Here is a 15,399-nt window from a genome sequence, read left to right as displayed (position 1 = left end):
TCAGCGGCCTCGGGTGTTGAGGCGGGCGGCCTGGCGCGTCAGGTGGTCGCGCTCGGCGAGGTTGGGCGCGGTGTGGGCCGCCTCGGCGTACAGCCGCGCCGCCGTCGCCAGGTCGCCGTCGCGCTCGTGGAGGTACGCCGCCACCGCGGCGCGACGGGGCAACGAGGCGTCGTCCACCTCGGCGAGCGCCGCCAGCCCGGCGCGCGGTCCGTCGGCCTCGCCGACGGCCACCGCGCGGTTGAGCCGGACGACCGGGCTGTCCGTCAGCCGCACCAGCTCGTCGTACCACTCCACGATCTGCACCCAGTCCGTCTCCTCTGCGGTGGGTGCGTCGGCGTGGAGCGCCGCGATGGCGGCCTGGGCCTGGAACTCGCCCAGCCGGTCGCGGGCGAGCGCCGCCTGAAGGATCTCCACGCCCTCGGCGATCGAGCGGGTGTCCCACCGGCCGCGGTCCTGCTCGGCGAGCGGCACCAGGCTGCCGTCGGGCGCGGTCCGGGTGGCGCGCCGGGCGTGGTGGAGCAGCATCAGCGCGAGCAGCCCCGCCACCTCGGGGTGGTCGACCCGGGCCGCGAGCTGCCGGGTGAGCCGGATGGCCTCGGCGGCGAGGTCGACATCGCCGGAGTAGCCCTCGTTGAAGACCAGATAGAGGACGCGCAGCACGGTGCCGACGTCGCCGGGCTGATCGAACCGCACACCGGACACGGTGCGCTTGGCACGGCTGATCCGCTGCGCCATGGTCGCCTCGGGCACCAGATAGGCCGCGGCGATCTGGCGGGTGGTCAGCCCGCCAACCGCGCGCAGCGTGAGCGCGACCGCGGAGGACGGCGTCAGCGACGGGTGGGCGCACAGGAAGTAGAGCTGGAGCGTGTCGTCCACCGCGGGCGCGGGGCCGGGCGCCGGTTCCTCGTCGACGCGGTCCTCCCGGCGGCGCCGGGCGGCGTCCGCCCGGGTCGCGTCGAGGAACTTGCGCCAGGCCACGGTGACCAGCCAGCCCTTGGGATCCCGCGGCATGTCGGTGGGCCAGCCGCGGACCGCCTCGACAAGAGCCTCCTGAACGGCGTCCTCGGCCGCCGCGAAGGAGGCTCCGCGGCGGACGAGGACGGTGAGCACGCTGGGCGTGAGGCTCCTGAGGAGGGCCTCATCCATGGCCGAGGCACTCCGTGATGGTGGGCGTCGCGGTCAGGAACGGGCGCACCTCCAGCCACTCGTGGATCGGCTTCCCGCCCGCCCCGGGGGCGGCCGACAGCTCCCCGGCCAGTTCGACGGCGCGCTCGTAGCTGTCGACGTCGATCACCATCCACCCGGCGATCAGGTCCTTGGTCTCCGCGAACGGGCCGTCGGTGACCGGCGGGCGCCCCTCACCGTCGTACCGCACCCACGTCCCCTCGGGGGCGAGCGCCTGCCCGTCGACGAACTCGCCCGTCTTCTCCAGCCGGGCCGCGAAGTCGTTCATGTACGCGATGTGCGCCGTGACCTCCTCCGGCGCCCACTGGTCCATGGGCACGTCGTTGACCGCTGCCGGGGCGCCGCGGTAGTGCTTGAGCAGCAAGTACTTGGCCATGATGGTTCTCCTCGGTGCCGGTGCGACCCATTGTGGTCGCCTTCACCCCGAGGACGGAGCCGCTCACGGGTTCTCGACATGGCCGCCGGATTTTTTTCGGCGCCCGCCGCCCCCGGCACAGATCGGGGGCGCTCCGGAGTCGGGGCCACCGGCCGGTGGTCGCCGCTCTACGGGAGGGGGCGGGGTCGCAGGGGTGGGGTCCTGGACGCCACGTGTATTTGTGGCGCCGATCGCCCGACGTCCACGACACGCTCTACGTCAGCGGCGCCGTAAAGAGACGATCCAGGGCCCCGCCCCGGAGGCGCCGCACCCGGCACCCACACCCCAGCGACCGCGCACCCGCCACGCAGCCGCACCCCGGGGCACCGGGCGCGGGGCCCGGGGGCCGGGGCAGAGCCCCGGCGGGGGTCCGGGGGCGGAGCCCCCGGGAAGCTCACCCGTGTTCGCGCCAGCGGTTCGTGATCGGCAGGCGGCGGTCCTTGCCGAAGCCCTTGGCGGAGATCTTCGTCCCCGGCGGGTACTGGCGGCGCTTGTACTCCGCCGTGTCGACCAGCCGCAGGATCCGCGTCACCAACTCGTCGTCGTAGCCCGCCGCGACGATCTCCTGGCGGCCCTGGTCGCGGTCCACGTACAGCTCCAGGATGCGGTCGAGCACGTCGTAGTCCGGGAGGGAGTCGGTGTCGACCTGGCCCGGCCGCAGCTCGGCGCTCGGGGGCTTGGTGATGGAGTTCTCGGGGATGGGCGGGGTCTGGCCCCGCTCCTCGGCGGCGCGGTTGCGCCACTTGGCCAGCCGGAAGACGGACGTCTTGTAGACGTCCTTGATGGGGCCGTACGCGCCCACGGAGTCCCCGTAGAGCGTCGAGTACCCGCACGCCAGCTCGGACTTGTTGCCCGGGGCGAGGACGATGTGGCCCTCCTGGTTGGAGATCGCCATCAGCATCGTGCCGCGCAGCCGCGACTGGAGGTTCTCCTCGGCGAGCCCGGTGAGGTGCAGCGACCCCATGTAGGCGTCGAACATCGGGGCGATCGGGACGGTGCGGAAGTTGAGCCCGGTGCGCCGCGCCAGCTCCGTCGCGTCGCCGACCGAGTGCTCGGAGGAGTAGCGGGACGGCATGGCCACGCCGTAGACGTTCTGCGCGCCCACCGCGTCGCACGCGATCGCCGCGACGAGGGCGGAGTCGATGCCGCCGGAGAGCCCGATCAGCACACTGCGGAATCCGTTCTTCGCGACATACGCCCGCAGCCCCACCACCAGCGCGGTGTAGATCTCCTCGTCGTCGCCGAGCCGCTCCGCCTCGCCGCCCGCGAGCCCCGGCTCCGGGTCGTAGGCCGGGAGCGGGGCGGCGGAGAGGGTGCGGTGGTCGATGCGCAGCCCGTCGTCCACGACCCCCTCCGGGACCGCGTCCGGGTCGGCGGCGGGCAGGTCGAGGTCGACCACGACGCAGCCCTCCGCGAACTGCGGAGCGCGCGCGATCACCTCGCCGTCGCGGTCGACGATGATCGAGTCGCCGTCGAAGACCAGCTCGTCCTGGCCGCCGATCATCGCCAGGTACGCGGTGGTGCAGCCGGCCTCCTGGGCGCGCTTGCGGACCAGGTCCAGCCGGGTGTCGTCCTTCTCCCGCTCGTACGGCGAGGCGTTGATCGACAGCAGCAGCCCGGCCCCGGCGGAGTGGGCGGCGGGCACCCGGCCGCCGTCCTGCCACAGGTCCTCGCAGATGGCGAGCGCGACGTCGATGCCGTGGACGCGGACGACGGGCATGGTGTCGCCGGGCACGAAGTAGCGGAACTCGTCGAAGACGCCGTAGTTCGGCAGATGGTGCTTGGCGAAGGTGAGCGCGATCGAGCCGCGGTGCAGCACGGCGGCGGCGTTCTGCGGGGAGCCGGCCGGCTGGCCGTACCGCCGGGCCCGCTCGCTGCGGTCGAGATAGCCGACGACCACCGGCAGCTCGCCGAGACCCTCGGCGTCCAGCCGCTCGGCCAGCGCGCGCAGCGCGGTGCGCGACGCCTCGACGAAGGAGGAGCGCAGCGCCAGGTCCTCGACGGGGTACCCGGTCAGCACCATCTCGGGGAACGCCACCAGATGGGCGCCCTGCTCGGCGGAGTGCCGGGTCCAGTGGACTATCGACTCGGCGTTTCCGGCGAGGTCGCCGACGGTCGAGTCGATCTGGTTCAGAGCGAGGCGAAGTTGAGGCACGGCGCCCAGTGTAATCGTCTGTCTGACGCGATGGCCGGTGCGTGTCCGAGGTCTCCTCGCCCGGGCCGGAGCCGAGCCCTCGCCCGGGCCGGACCTGGCCCGGGCCGTCGTTACTTCTGGTAGCCAAGGATGGTCATCATCCCCGATTCCGAGTGGTAGACGTTGTGGCAGTGGATCATCCACAGCCCCGGGTTGTCCGCGTCGAAGTCGAGGCTCACCTTCCGGTGCGGCAGCAGGATCGTGGTGTCCTTGCGCGGTCCGCCGTCCGGCAGCTGGTAGGTGTGGCCGTGCACATGCACCGGGTGCCACATCGGGGTGCCGTTGATGAAGGTCAGCCGCACCCGCTCGCCCGCCCGCACCGGATAGCGCTGCGTCGGGTCGTACGGTCTGCCGTTGATCGCCCAGTCGAACTTCCGCATCGAGCCCGTGAGCCGCAGCCTGAGCTCGCGGTCCGGCGGGCGCGGCTCCAGCCGTACCGATTCCGCGGCCTTCAGCTGTGCCGCCCAGATCAGCTTGCCGTCCAGCTCCTTGGGGCGCGTGAACTTCCTGGACTTCTTGCCGCTCGTGTGGAGCACGGCCAGCGTGGACCGCTTCTTGCCCTCGGCGAGGGCGGCGAGCGGGAACACCCCGCTCTTCGCGGTCACCAGCACGTCGTACCGCTCGCCCATGCCCAGCAGCAGCGCGTCGGTGGTGGTGGGCCGCACGGGGTAGCCGTCGGTGTGGGTGACGGTCATCTTGTGGTCGCCGAGCGCCACCCGGAATGCGGTGTCGCCGCCCGCGTTGATGATCCGGATCCGGATGCGGTCGCCGCGCTTGGCCCGGAAGACCTGCGGGGAGTCGGGGGTGCGCCCGTTGATGAGGTAGTACGGGTACCTGACGTGGCCCGCCTCGCCGCCCAGCAGCTCGCTCGTGGCGGCGGTCGCCGGGCGGGACGGTGCCCGGGGGGTGGGGGAGGGGGACGGCGTGCCGCCGTGCCGGGACGTCAGCGGCACGCCGCTCGCGCCCGTCTCCATGCCGTGGGCCATGGTCCGGCCGCCGTTCAGCTGCCGCAGCACCTTGTCCGGGGTGCGGCCGCCCACCCCGTCGAGCCAGTCGTCGAGGACGACGATCCACTCCTTGTCGTACGTCAGCGGCTCCTTCGGGTCCTCGACGATCAGCGGCGCGTACAGCCCCCGGTCGAGCTGGACGCCGGCGTGGGGGTGGATCCAGTACGTGCCCGGGTTGACCGCCGTGAAGCGGTAGTCGAAGGCCGTGCCGGTCTTGATGGGCGGCTGGGAGATGCCCGGGACGCCGTCCATGTCGTTGCGCAGCCGGATGCCGTGCCAGTGCAGCGTGGTGGGCTGCGGCAGCTGGTTGACCAGGGTGAGGGCGAGGGTCTCGCCCGCCGTGACCCGGACCGCCTGGCCGGGCACCTGGTCCTCGTACGCCCAGGACTTCACCTTGCGGGCGCCGAGGTCCAGCGTGGTGGCAGTGGCGGTGAGCTGGACCCGCCGGACCGGTCCTGGCCCCCGCCGGTGTTCCCGGTCCCGGACCTCCGGGCCGTGCGGGGAGATGTACTCCGCCGGGGTCGCCGCGGCCGGTCCCGCGTGCCCGCCCAGTCCCGAGTTGTCCATTCCGTAGTCGCCGCCCGAGGGACTACAGGCGCCGAGCAGGCCACCGCCCGCGACGGCGATTCCCGCGCCGAGCACGGCGCGGCGAGAGGGTTCGTGCATGAGTGAGCACCCCAATGCTGGTGGGAGATGTGCGCATGAGCGGTCGGCGCGTCCACCGCCTCCCTCGCTCCCCTTATCGGGGCGGGACGCGGCGGACGCGCCGCTCTATGCGCTGCACCAGCAGCCGGTGGCGTTCGCGCACCGACGTCTCCCCGGGCTCCGGTCTCATTTCTCTGATGATCACGACAATACGACAGATTACCCCTAAGAGGTATGAAAGGGTGCATTGTGGAACCGGAGGCGGGCTGGAGTCGCCGAACGCACGGGTCCGGGAGCGGGCCGCAGATGCGTACGATGCACACATCGTGTCGGAGCGCGAGGAGCGGGTTCGGGCGGGTCCGAAACCTCGCCGAAACCCCGTCGCGTGATACTGGGGCCGACGAGGTGCCCCGCGCCCGCTGAAAGAGCCGTTTGACCTGCAAGGATAGGGGACCATGGATAAGCAGCAGGAGTTCGTGCTCCGTACCCTGGAAGAGCGCGACATCCGGTTCGTGCGGCTGTGGTTCACCGACGTCCTCGGCTTCCTCAAGTCCGTGGCCGTCGCACCCGCGGAGCTGGAGGGCGCCTTCGACGAGGGCATCGGCTTCGATGGCTCCGCGATCGAGGGCTTCGCCCGGGTCTACGAGTCCGACATGATCGCCAAGCCGGATCCCGGCACCTTCCAGATCCTGCCCTGGCGCGCCGAGGCCCCCGGGACCGCCCGGATGTTCTGCGACATCCTGATGCCGGACGGCTCCCCCTCCTTCGCCGACCCGCGCTACGTGCTCAAGCGCATCCTCGCCAAGACCTCCGACCTCGGCTTCACCTTCTACACCCACCCCGAGATCGAGTTCTTCCTGCTCAAGCAGAAGCCGATGGACGGCACCCGCCCGGTGCCCGCCGACTCCTCCGGCTACTTCGACCACACCCCGCAGAACATCGGCATGGACTTCCGCCGCCAGGCCATCACCATGCTCGAATCGATGGGCATCTCGGTCGAGTTCTCGCACCACGAGGGCGCCCCAGGTCAGCAGGAGATCGACCTGCGCTACGCCGACGCGCTCTCCACCGCCGACAACATCATGACCTTCCGCCTGGTCATGAAGCAGGTCGCGCTGGAGCAGGGCGTTCAGGCCACCTTCATGCCGAAGCCGTTCTCCGAACACCCCGGCTCGGGCATGCACACCCACCTCTCCCTCTTCGAGGGCGACCGGAACGCGTTCTACGAGTCGGGCGCCGAGTTCCAGCTCTCCAAGGTCGGCCGCTCCTTCATCGCCGGGCTGCTCCGTCACGCCGGGGAGATCTCCGCCGTGACCAACCAGTGGGTCAACTCGTACAAGCGCATCTGGGGCGGCTCCCAGCGCACCGCGGGCGCGGGCGGCGAGGCCCCCTCGTACATCTGCTGGGGTCACAACAACCGCTCCGCCCTCGTCCGGGTCCCCCTCTACAAGCCCGGCAAGACCGGCTCCACCCGCGTCGAGGTCCGCTCCCTGGACTCCGGCGCCAACCCCTACCTCGCCTACGCCGTCCTGCTGGCCGCCGGACTCAAGGGCATCGAGGGCGGCTACGAACTCCCGGCCGGCGCCGACGACGACGTCTGGGCGCTGTCCGACGCCGAGCGCCGCTCGCTCGGCATCGAGCCGCTGCCGCAGAACCTGGGCGAGGCCATCACCCTCATGGAGCGCAGCGAACTGCTCGCCGAGACGCTCGGCGAGCACGTCTTCGACTTCTTCCTCCGCAACAAGAAGCAGGAGTGGGAGGAGTACCGCTCCGAGGTGACCCCCTTCGAGCTGCGCAAGAGCCTGCCGGTGCTGTAGGCACAGGTCAGCGGGCGTTTCCCGCTGATGCGATGATCCGGGCCAGCGTCGTGACGACGCTGGCCCGGAGTCGTCTCAATCCTCCTGGGCCGTCTGTGGGCCGTCCGGCGAGGATTCGGCCCCCTCGTACAGCCGGTCCACGGCCTTCCGGGTGCGCCCTTCGCTGCTGGGCAACAGGTGCGTGTACGTCCGGAGCGTGAAGCCGGGGTCAGTATGCCCGAGGTAGCCGCTCAGAGCCTTGACGCTCTCCCCGGCGTCCAGCAGGACCGACGCGTAGAAGTGCCGCAGGGCGTGCATGCCGTGCTCCCGGGCCGCTTCATGGCGCTCACCCTTCTCGGGCTCCGGGATCACCCCGGCCGCGACGAGCGCGGGTTTCCACAGCCGGGTGTTGAAGTCGGTCCGCCGGACCGCGCCGCCCCCTACGAGGGAGAACAGCAGGCGCTTGGTGATGGGCGGGCCGTCCGGCCGCAGCCAGGGAAGCGTCACCTCGGCGGGCGGGAAGTACTTCCGATGCTCCTTGAGTACACGACCGACGCGGTCCGGCAGCGGCACGTCTCGTTCCTTGCTGCGCTTCGGCGGCGCGAAGACCAGGTGCCCGTTGACCACCTTCACCTGATAGGCGACGTGGAGCCATCCGGCCTCGTAGTTCACCTCATCATCAGGAAGGCCGAAGATCTCGCCCTGCCGGAGACCACAGCCGCCCCCGATGTCGACCATCGCCTGATAGCGCTTGGGGAGCGCGGCCCGCACTGCGAAGACACGCTCGGTGGGCCATGGACGTACACGAGGGGCCCCGCGCTCGGGCGCCCGCACCGATCGCGCTTTGCACGGATTCTTGAGCAGCAGCGTGTCATCTACGGCAGCGTTCAGCACCGACGAGACGTTCGCGAAGATCACCCGGCGGTACGACGATGCCGGTACTGCTCGTTCCAGCTCGGCCAGCCACTCTCGGATGTGCCCAGGCTGGAAGGAGTCCAGCGGGCGCGATCCGATGTACGGGAAGGCGTGAAGCCTGAGCTGCACACCCACCGGTACGCGCGTGTTCGGGTCGGTGGTCTGCGCGGCGAGCCACTTCTCGCCGTACTCGCGGAACGTGATGCGTCCGGCGCGAGGGTCGATGTACTGCCCGCGCGACATGTCGGCCTCGGTGTTGGTGAGCCACTTCTCGGCGAGGCGCTTCTGCTTGTCGGGGAAGGACTTGGACTTCTCGGTACCGTCCGGGCCGATGTATCGGGCGCGGTAGCGCATGCCCGTCCCGTGACGATCGGTCTTGACGCGGTGGGGTTTTCCGTCAGCGCCGATCTCGGTCTTGTACCAGCGGTCTTGGATGTGACCTGCCACCGAATGTGTTCCCTTCTCGGGCAGAGCAGAGCAGGGGCGGGGCCACATGGGCCCGCCCCTGCGGGTGGTGAGTGCGCTTGTGGGTTCGTCAGGCGGCGATGTCGTCGGCCATACGCTCAGCGGTCCAACGCTGGACGGCGGCGGGGTCGTAGCGGATGTACTTGCCGACGCGGAAGCCGGGCGGGCCGATGCGCTTCTTGCGCCACTGGTAGACGGTCTCTTTGGGCACTTCGAAGAGTTCGGCGATGTCGTCGGAAGTCAGGTAGCGGTCCGGGAGTCCGGCCCGCAGTGTGGCTATGGCGGATGCCTCTGCCATGTGGCGGTCTCTCCTACGCAGTGCGGTGGGCGGGGTCTTGGGGCTTTGCAGGGCTCGCGTCTGTCCGAGGTGCGGATTTCTGCGTCATTGCGTCATCAGCGTCATTCGGGCCCCTGACCTGCGGTTTTGCGTGACGCAGAGGTTCAGGGGTGCGTCACTGGCGCGTCATGGGCTGCGTCATCCGGTGACGCAGATGACGCAGGATGACGCAGACACCGCCGTCTGCGTCATCCCTCTATCCGCAGGTCGGGGGCCGTTTTCCCGCCTGCGTGACGCAGATGACGCAGCGTCTCTCTTCTTAGGACAAAAGAGGGGGTGGTGTCTGTTGTGGTGCGGTGCCGCTTCAAGCGTGAAGAAGGAGCCGCTGCGCGGCGCGACCATTGCAGGGCGGCGCCGCCGCCGAACAGCAAGAGGAGCACGCCTGCGCGCTGGTGCTCCTCTTGCTTGTCCGGACGAGCGCGGCGCGGCGCGGATCAGAACATCCGCTTCGCCTCGTGCGGCGGCGCGGCTTGCAGACGGGTCATTTCGAGATAGCGGCCCTCGCTGGTGCGGCCCGAGTCGATGAGAACACCACGAGCGGTAAGCGTCGGCTGGAGGCGCTTGAGCCGGTCGGACAGGACCTTGCCCGTGGTCGGCCAGCCTTTGGGCAATGGACGCAGTTCGTCGCCGCTGTAGAGACGGCTGAGGCAGTGCAGCCACTCGGTCGACGTCATGCGCTGCGCAGCACCCGGTTCGATGTGGTCGGCGTGCTTGAGGACCGTCTGTGCGAGGAGGTCACCTTCGATCACGTCGTCATTGAGGTCATCCAGGCTGGCCCGATAGGCATCCAGCGACCGGAGGCCGGTCGCCGCGTCGAGCTGCGCGCACAGGTGCGCGAAGTCGGCCATGCGCAGGTCGGTGGGGGTCTCCGCCTCGACTGCGCGGACCTTGACCGTGAGGTCCAGGAGCGAGCCGAGTACGACGGGCAGAATCTCCGCGTACTCCGCCCACAGCTCAGCCTCGGTCCGCCGGACCTTGGGCCGCTCCAGACGCAGCGGCAGCAGCCGTTCGGCAAGGTCACCTCGGATGAGGCCCACGTCGATACCGGTCAGCAGCAGAGGTCGCCGGTAGCCGACGCGGAAGACGTCCCCGTCCGTGAACAGAGCACGCTTGACGTTCTCGGCCCCGGTGACAACGCAGCACACCGCGTCGGATAGGTCCGGCGTCAGATGGGACAGGTTGTCCAGGGCTGTGACCCAACCGGCCGCCACCGCCGCGATCAGGTTCTCCTCATCCTTCGGGGCCCGGCGAAGGTCACCACTCATGCCCTCGATGATCCGCACGAGCATGCGGCCCCCGGTGGACTTGCCAGCCCCCTGCGGGCCGGTGAGGAACGGCGCGGGGACGGGCGCGGACGGCCCAAGGCAGCCGATCAGCCAGGCGATGGCCAGGCACTCGGTCTCCGCGTTGGCGAAGTTGCACAGCCTCAGCAGGAGGTCGATTCCCTTGCCGTCGGTGTCCTTGGCGGGCAGGGGCAGTTCCCCGGTGAGCTGGGTGCGCCGCCAGCAGACCTCACGCGGGTCGGGGATGGCGATGTCCCAGCCGGTGGGGTGGATACGGACGGACTGTCCGTCACTGCGGCCCAGGTCCAGCCACGTCGCCCCGTCGAATCCCGGGGCGACGCGGATGTTCACGGGCTGAACGTCTTCGTCTAGCGCGAGGGCTTCGATCAAGTCCAACGCCTCCTTGAGAGCGGTCCCGTTGAACACGCCGCGTCCGTCCTTGAACAGGCCGACCATGAGTTCCTGGCGGTGGCTGCCCGTGGTGCCCTGTGAGCGGATGGGGCGGGCCACGGGGTGGCCGTTCTTCTGCGCGTACACGGTCCCGTCCGCGGTGCGGAAGTACCGGAAATGCGCCTGCGCGTAGTCCGTGATGACTTCGCGGGCCGGGGTCTTGTCGTCGTCGGACATGGTCACAGTCCCAACTTGGCGCGGGCGTTGGTCCACGCATCGGTGCAGTGCCGGGGGGATTCGCCCTTGGCCTGAGCGGCGGTGAACAGCCGCTCGATGTGCTCCTCGGTGAGGCAGCCGCACCGGCCGTGCGTGGAGAGCACGGCCAGGAAGGTGCGGTAGACGGTGGCGTGGATCGCGTTGCGGGCATCGGTGATGCGCTGCTCGGCCATGGCGATGCCACGCTCCAGGTAAGCGGGCGTGCGGTGAGGGCACGCCCCTTCCCCGGCCGGTGCGGGCACGGTGACGGCGCACGGTGCCGCTCGGACCGTGGTGGGGCTCTTCGCTGCCAGTGCGCGCACGACGTCGGGCAGGGCCGTCATGGTGCCGGTGCCGGGACCACGCCACCGTGCGTAGGCCATGGTGGACTTGAGGTCGACACCCTCACGGACGCCGTTTACCGAGCGCATGGCGCCCTGGTAGATCCAGTGCTCCCCGCGGGTGGTGGGCACGGTCCGGGTGGCGGGGAGGGTCTGGCGGGCCCAGGCGACGGCCGCCGGGTTGTCGAGGTCCACGACGGTCAGCCCGGCGCCGCCGGGGTGGTAGGCAACGGCCACTGCCTGTCGCCACGCCGAGGCCCAGGCGGGGGAGGTGATGACGGCGGGGTCGATGGTGGCGGCGGCCCACGCGTGGCAGGGACCGGGGCACTGGCAGGGGCCCGGGTCCTTCATGTTCGGCCGACCACCGCAGACGTTCTGCGCGCACGCCGGGCAGTTCCCGAACGGGACCTTGCCGCGCCGCAGAGGCAGCACCGGCACACCGGCCGCGCTCAGCTCCAGCGCCGTCCGCAGGGGCGAGGTCGCGGGATGGTCTCGTCGGACGACGGCGGGTTGGGTCATGCTGGATACCTCCAACAGGTCTGTTGTGGGCTGGTTGGGCCGGGGCGACCGCGCTTCTTTGGCGAGAGTGGGCGGTCGCCCCGGGCGAAGTCAGGCAGCGGTGTCGAGTGCGGGCTGCTGCCACTGGGGTATGCGGTCCAGGACGCGGGTGCGCCATCGGAGCGCGTAGGGCAGGCAGTTGGCGCAGTTCTTGTGCGTGTGGCCGTGCATGGGTGGGCGGCGGCGGGCGTGGTAGCTCCATGCGGCGGAGTCGGCGGAGGCCATGAGGTGGCCGACGCGTTCCAGGCCGATGGTCTTGAAGCCGAACCCGTGCAGCCGTGCGCCGTATCCGGCGAGGGTGGTGACGATGGCGACTGCTTCGCGTGTGGCCTGGCGTCGGCAGACCGAGCCGAGTCCCACGGTGGGTTCCCGGGTCAGGTCGACTCCGGCCCGTTCGTACAGGGTCAGGCAGCGTTCGTAGTCTGGGAGCTCCCAGCCCTGGAGCACCGGGACGATCGGCAGGTCCGGCGCCAGTTCCCGCAGTTCCAGGTAGTTGGCCACGGTGCGGTGCTGGTGCTCGGCGATGCTCAGGTGGGTGCCGACGAAGTGCTGTCCGCCGACCGTGCCGCCGTGAATCATGATCGGTTCACACATCCAGTCCTGTGGCGCGGCCCAGTCGAACGGGCCGACGCACTCCCAGATGCGGCGCAGATCATCGACGTACTGACGCGCGCTGCGGGTCCAGCAGCCATGCCGCTGGAGCTCCGAGAAGCCGCCGGAGTCCACCGCGTACGGGCCGCGGGCCGGGTTCAGCTTGACCGCCTTAACGAAGTGCTCGGACTTCAGGAACAGCGGCTTGTCGGTTAAGCGGACCCAGTGACGTTTGTGGGTCGTGAGGTAGAACCGCATCGATCAGCCCCCGTCTACTTGTTCTTGGAGCTGAAGAGCTTGAGGGTGACGCCACCGACTCCGATGGGTCCGGCGACGGCCCCAGCGATCGCGGTTGCGGTGTGGGCGGCGACGTCCATCAGCCAGCACAGGGCGGCGGCCAGGCCCCAGCCCCCGGCGACGACGGCCCCGGCGATCGCGAAGGGGATCAGGATGCGCCGCCAGGGGAAGCCGGTCGGCTCGTTGTTGACGACGATGACGACCGGCTGTCCGGTGGCCTGCGCGCGCTGGTAGGCGTCGGCGGGTATGTGCGGGGCGAGGTTCCCGGGGGGTTCGTGGTGGTGCATGTGGTGCTCCCTTCCAGCGGTCCGGGGACAGGGCAGGCGCCCGCCGGAAGGGTTCCGGCGGGCGCCTGCTGATAACGGTGTGTAGTTGTAGTTGTAGTGGTTAGTGGCTACTGCCTACTGGCTACCGGCAAAAGGCCCGGTAGAGCCCTGTGAGGGGCTGTAGGGGGCCGTTCTACTGGCTACTGGCAACCTTTGCGGTAGCCAGTAGCCAGTAGCGGTGTGTGGCCGTTCAGGCGTGGTCGGGGTGGACGTAGACCGAGTGCGGTCCGTTGTCCCGGTAGACCAGCTCGCCGCGTTCGGCGGCGGCTTTGAGCGCGTCCCTCACGGCCTGTCGGCTGCGGCCGACGAGATCGGCAACAGCGGAGGGCTTCATGCCGGACGCACCCGCGGACTGGATTGCCTTGATCGCTTCGGTCAGCCATTCCGGGCCCGCGGCGGCAGTCTCGTCGGTGTCGTCGCTGTCGCGGAGCGCGGACAGGTTCAGCCCGCCCTGCGCGCGCTCGGGCCGCTGCTGCTTCGCGTCGTGCTCGGCGGTGGGGTCGGGGGTGGTGCCGAACCGTTCGTCGATCTCGCGCATGAACTGCTGCGCGAGCCGATCAGCATCCGGCCCATCCCCGGTGCCTGCGTCGCGGCCCTCGTCGCGCAGCGCCGACAGGTTCAGCCCAGCACCCGACCCCGGACGGGGCGCGGGGCCGCTGGTCGCGTCCGCGGTGGGCTCGGCGGGGGTGTGCTCCCGCATCCATGCCGTGCGGTCGCGGTCCCACCGGTCGGCGTAGATCGTGCCCGCGGCCTGCGCGGACTTCGCGTCGAGGGTGGGGTGGCGGTCGCTGGTGGCTGCCACGATGTCGCGGATCTGGTTGGGCAGAATCCGCCACGACTTGAACAACGCCACCGGGGATTCCGGGGTTCCCATGAACCCCGAGCCCTTGTACGGGGCTTGGTCGGTGCGCAGGCCGCGGCTGCCGGGGAACTGCTTGGACAGGTCCATGCCCTCGGTCTCTCCGCCGGTCAGGGCGACGCGCACTTTGGCCTCACGGCGGATCATCAGGTTCCCCAGCACAGAGCCGGTAGCCCCCAGCGCGGTGAGTACGGTGCGGATGCCCATGGCGCGGAACAGGCGGATGACCTCCAGGATCTTTTCCGCGAGCTTGCGCATGGGCCGGTCGTTGCTGACCAGGATCTCCGCGCCCTCATCGATCACCAGCATGATCTGAGGAATCTGGGCGCTGATGGGCAACAGGTCCGTGTTCGCCTGCGCCATGAGGTCCTGATAGACGGTCTTGCGGTACCGCCCGATCCGGATCGCGGCATCCAGCATCCGCACCGCTTCCTCATGGCTGCCCGCCAGCCAGTCGACCCCCGGCCGCAGGTTCTCCACCGGGGTGCCATCGGGCTGGAGAGCGGGGCGGACCCAGGGCAGGCCAGCCGATCCGGCGTTGAGGTCGATCACCCAGGTGATCACGTCGGTGGTGCGGGCGAACCCGGCCAGGATGGTGTGGAGCATGTTGGTTTTGCCTGAGCCGGTGGGGCCGACCACGAGTGCGCACTGCTCGCGCAGGTAGGTCAGGACCTGCTCGGCGGTGGTGCGCACGCCCCAGGGGATGCCGGTGTGCACCGACAGCGGCCCGTAGTCGGACGGGTAGCTGATCTCCTGCTCCAGCACGCTGGCCGTGGCGACGTCGATCAGTACCCGGCCCTGGTGGATGCCGGGCCCAGCGGCGACGGTGCAGCCGTGCGGCAGGTGCGCGTCCGCGCCCAGGCGGGCGGAGTGCTTGGCGATGTGGTCGTAGGTGGTGCCGCCGGGCAGTTCGGCGTCGATGGTGAAGCCGCACCCGGTGGCCCACATCTCCACCGCCAGCACCCGCAGCCGGATACTGGCGATCCGCTCGATCCGCTCGGCCCACTCCGCGGCGATGCCCCGCCGTTCGGCGGACAACTCGGCCGCGATCTGCCGTTCCACCGCGGCGGCGGCTTCGTCCTCGCGGGCTTCCTCGTACAGGCCGGTGGCGCGGGCGGCGGTGCCGATCCCGATACCGATCGTGGCCAGCGACCCGAGCGCGGTCCAGGTTAGGGGGCCGTGGGTGATGGCCCAGGTGGTCCAGCCGGAGCCCAGCAGCCAGGAGGCGGCGCGGGCGGTGATGGTCCGCCCGGCGTTGCGCCAGCGCAGTCCGGCGGCGGTGTGGCCGATGGCGCCCACCGTTCCGGCGGCCAGGGCCCAGCCCGGGGGCATGCCGGTGGCGGCACCGGTGGCCGCGAGGGCGAAGGCGCCGGTGGTGGCGGACAGGGCGCCGGTCACGGGTCCGTGACCGGCCGCCCAGTCCAGCACCGGCCCACCGGGCTCGGCCTGCTTCTTCTTGCCGGTCGTGGTGCCGGTGGTGGTAGTCATCTCAGACGTTCCAGCCCTTCTCGGCCTCGGACCCGTTGCGGGGGTCCTCGTG

12 protein-coding genes are annotated in these 15,399 nt (G+C 70.5%); 1 reads left to right on the top strand and 11 read right to left on the bottom strand.

Features of this window, described 5'->3' with window-relative positions:
* The 4 genes from LCH29_RS28975 to LCH29_RS28960 form a co-directional block, all read right to left on the bottom strand.
* Complete coding sequence (locus tag LCH29_RS28975; protein WP_446464644.1) at nt 1-1,146, bottom strand: RNA polymerase sigma factor; 1,146 nt, start codon at nt 1,144-1,146, stop codon at nt 1-3.
* Nucleotides 1,139-1,561: a YciI family protein gene (locus tag LCH29_RS28970; protein ID WP_446464643.1), complete on the bottom strand. Its 423-nt coding sequence runs from the start codon at nt 1,559-1,561 to the stop codon at nt 1,139-1,141. Before LCH29_RS28970 ends, LCH29_RS28975 begins: the two co-directional genes overlap by 8 nt.
* Before the next feature lie 433 nt (nt 1,562-1,994).
* Complete coding sequence (locus tag LCH29_RS28965; RefSeq protein WP_446464642.1) at nt 1,995-3,755, bottom strand: NAD+ synthase; 1,761 nt, start codon at nt 3,753-3,755, stop codon at nt 1,995-1,997.
* Nucleotides 3,756-3,865: 110 nt separating this feature from the next.
* Nucleotides 3,866-5,467, bottom strand: coding sequence for a multicopper oxidase family protein (locus LCH29_RS28960; RefSeq protein WP_446464641.1), 1,602 nt, complete (start codon nt 5,465-5,467; stop codon nt 3,866-3,868).
* Nucleotides 5,468-5,901: 434 nt separating this feature from the next.
* Here LCH29_RS28960 and glnA point away from each other — a divergent pair, with 434 nt between their 5' ends.
* Nucleotides 5,902-7,263 carry a type I glutamate--ammonia ligase gene (glnA, locus tag LCH29_RS28955; RefSeq protein ID WP_009718478.1) on the top strand — a complete coding sequence of 454 codons (1,362 nt, stop codon included), beginning with the start codon at nt 5,902-5,904 and terminating at the stop codon, nt 7,261-7,263.
* A 75-nt stretch (nt 7,264-7,338) separates the two neighbouring features.
* On the opposite strand, the gene LCH29_RS28950 is transcribed toward glnA, so the two are convergent.
* The 7 genes from LCH29_RS28950 to LCH29_RS28920 all read right to left on the bottom strand — a co-directional run bounded on the left by LCH29_RS28950 (nt 7,339) and on the right by LCH29_RS28920 (nt 15,347).
* Nucleotides 7,339-8,604 (bottom strand): tyrosine-type recombinase/integrase, encoded by a 1,266-nt coding sequence (locus tag LCH29_RS28950; RefSeq protein ID WP_446464640.1) that lies wholly within the window; start codon nt 8,602-8,604, stop codon nt 7,339-7,341.
* An 88-nt stretch (nt 8,605-8,692) separates the two neighbouring features.
* The gene (locus tag LCH29_RS28945) at nt 8,693-8,920 is read right to left on the bottom strand and encodes a helix-turn-helix domain-containing protein (protein WP_446464639.1); all 228 of its coding nucleotides are present in this window, start codon (nt 8,918-8,920) and stop codon (nt 8,693-8,695) included.
* A 473-nt stretch (nt 8,921-9,393) separates the two neighbouring features.
* Nucleotides 9,394-10,869, bottom strand: coding sequence for an ATP-binding protein (locus tag LCH29_RS28940; protein ID WP_446464638.1), 1,476 nt, complete (start codon nt 10,867-10,869; stop codon nt 9,394-9,396).
* Between the two features lie 2 nt (nt 10,870-10,871).
* Nucleotides 10,872-11,747, bottom strand: a complete 876-nt coding sequence (locus tag LCH29_RS28935) for a DNA primase (protein WP_446464637.1) — start codon at nt 11,745-11,747, stop codon at nt 10,872-10,874.
* A 90-nt stretch (nt 11,748-11,837) separates the two neighbouring features.
* Nucleotides 11,838-12,635: a deazapurine DNA modification protein DpdA family protein gene (locus LCH29_RS28930; RefSeq protein WP_446464636.1), complete on the bottom strand. Its 798-nt coding sequence runs from the start codon at nt 12,633-12,635 to the stop codon at nt 11,838-11,840.
* 14 nt (nt 12,636-12,649) lie between these two features.
* Complete coding sequence (locus LCH29_RS28925) at nt 12,650-12,961, bottom strand: hypothetical protein (protein ID WP_446464635.1); 312 nt, start codon at nt 12,959-12,961, stop codon at nt 12,650-12,652.
* 229 nt (nt 12,962-13,190) lie between these two features.
* Entirely contained in the window at nt 13,191-15,347 is a 2,157-nt protein-coding gene (locus tag LCH29_RS28920) for a hypothetical protein (protein WP_446464634.1), read from the bottom strand.
* Between the last annotated feature and the right edge of the window lie 52 nt (nt 15,348-15,399).

Source organism: Streptomyces sp. BRA346 (genome assembly GCF_052851135.1).
This window is presented reverse-complemented; position numbering and strand designations above follow the sequence as displayed.

Bases quoted from the DNA above. Each gene is read 5' to 3' on its own strand.
- LCH29_RS28975 (WP_446464644.1), bottom strand. From the start codon at position 1,146: ATGGATGAGGCCCTCCTCAGGAGCCTCACGCCCAGCGTGCTCACCGTC.
- LCH29_RS28970 (WP_446464643.1), bottom strand. From the start codon at position 1,561: ATGGCCAAGTACTTGCTGCTCAAGCACTACCGCGGCGCCCCGGCAGCG.
- LCH29_RS28960 (WP_446464641.1), bottom strand. From the start codon at position 5,467: ATGCACGAACCCTCTCGCCGCGCCGTGCTCGGCGCGGGAATCGCCGTC.
- glnA (WP_009718478.1), top strand. From the start codon at position 5,902: ATGGATAAGCAGCAGGAGTTCGTGCTCCGTACCCTGGAAGAGCGCGAC.
- LCH29_RS28945 (WP_446464639.1), bottom strand. From the start codon at position 8,920: ATGGCAGAGGCATCCGCCATAGCCACACTGCGGGCCGGACTCCCGGAC.
- LCH29_RS28940 (WP_446464638.1), bottom strand. From the start codon at position 10,869: ATGTCCGACGACGACAAGACCCCGGCCCGCGAAGTCATCACGGACTAC.
- LCH29_RS28935 (WP_446464637.1), bottom strand. From the start codon at position 11,747: ATGACCCAACCCGCCGTCGTCCGACGAGACCATCCCGCGACCTCGCCC.
- LCH29_RS28930 (WP_446464636.1), bottom strand. From the start codon at position 12,635: ATGCGGTTCTACCTCACGACCCACAAACGTCACTGGGTCCGCTTAACC.
- LCH29_RS28925 (WP_446464635.1), bottom strand. From the start codon at position 12,961: ATGCACCACCACGAACCCCCCGGGAACCTCGCCCCGCACATACCCGCC.
- LCH29_RS28920 (WP_446464634.1), bottom strand. From the start codon at position 15,347: ATGACTACCACCACCGGCACCACGACCGGCAAGAAGAAGCAGGCCGAG.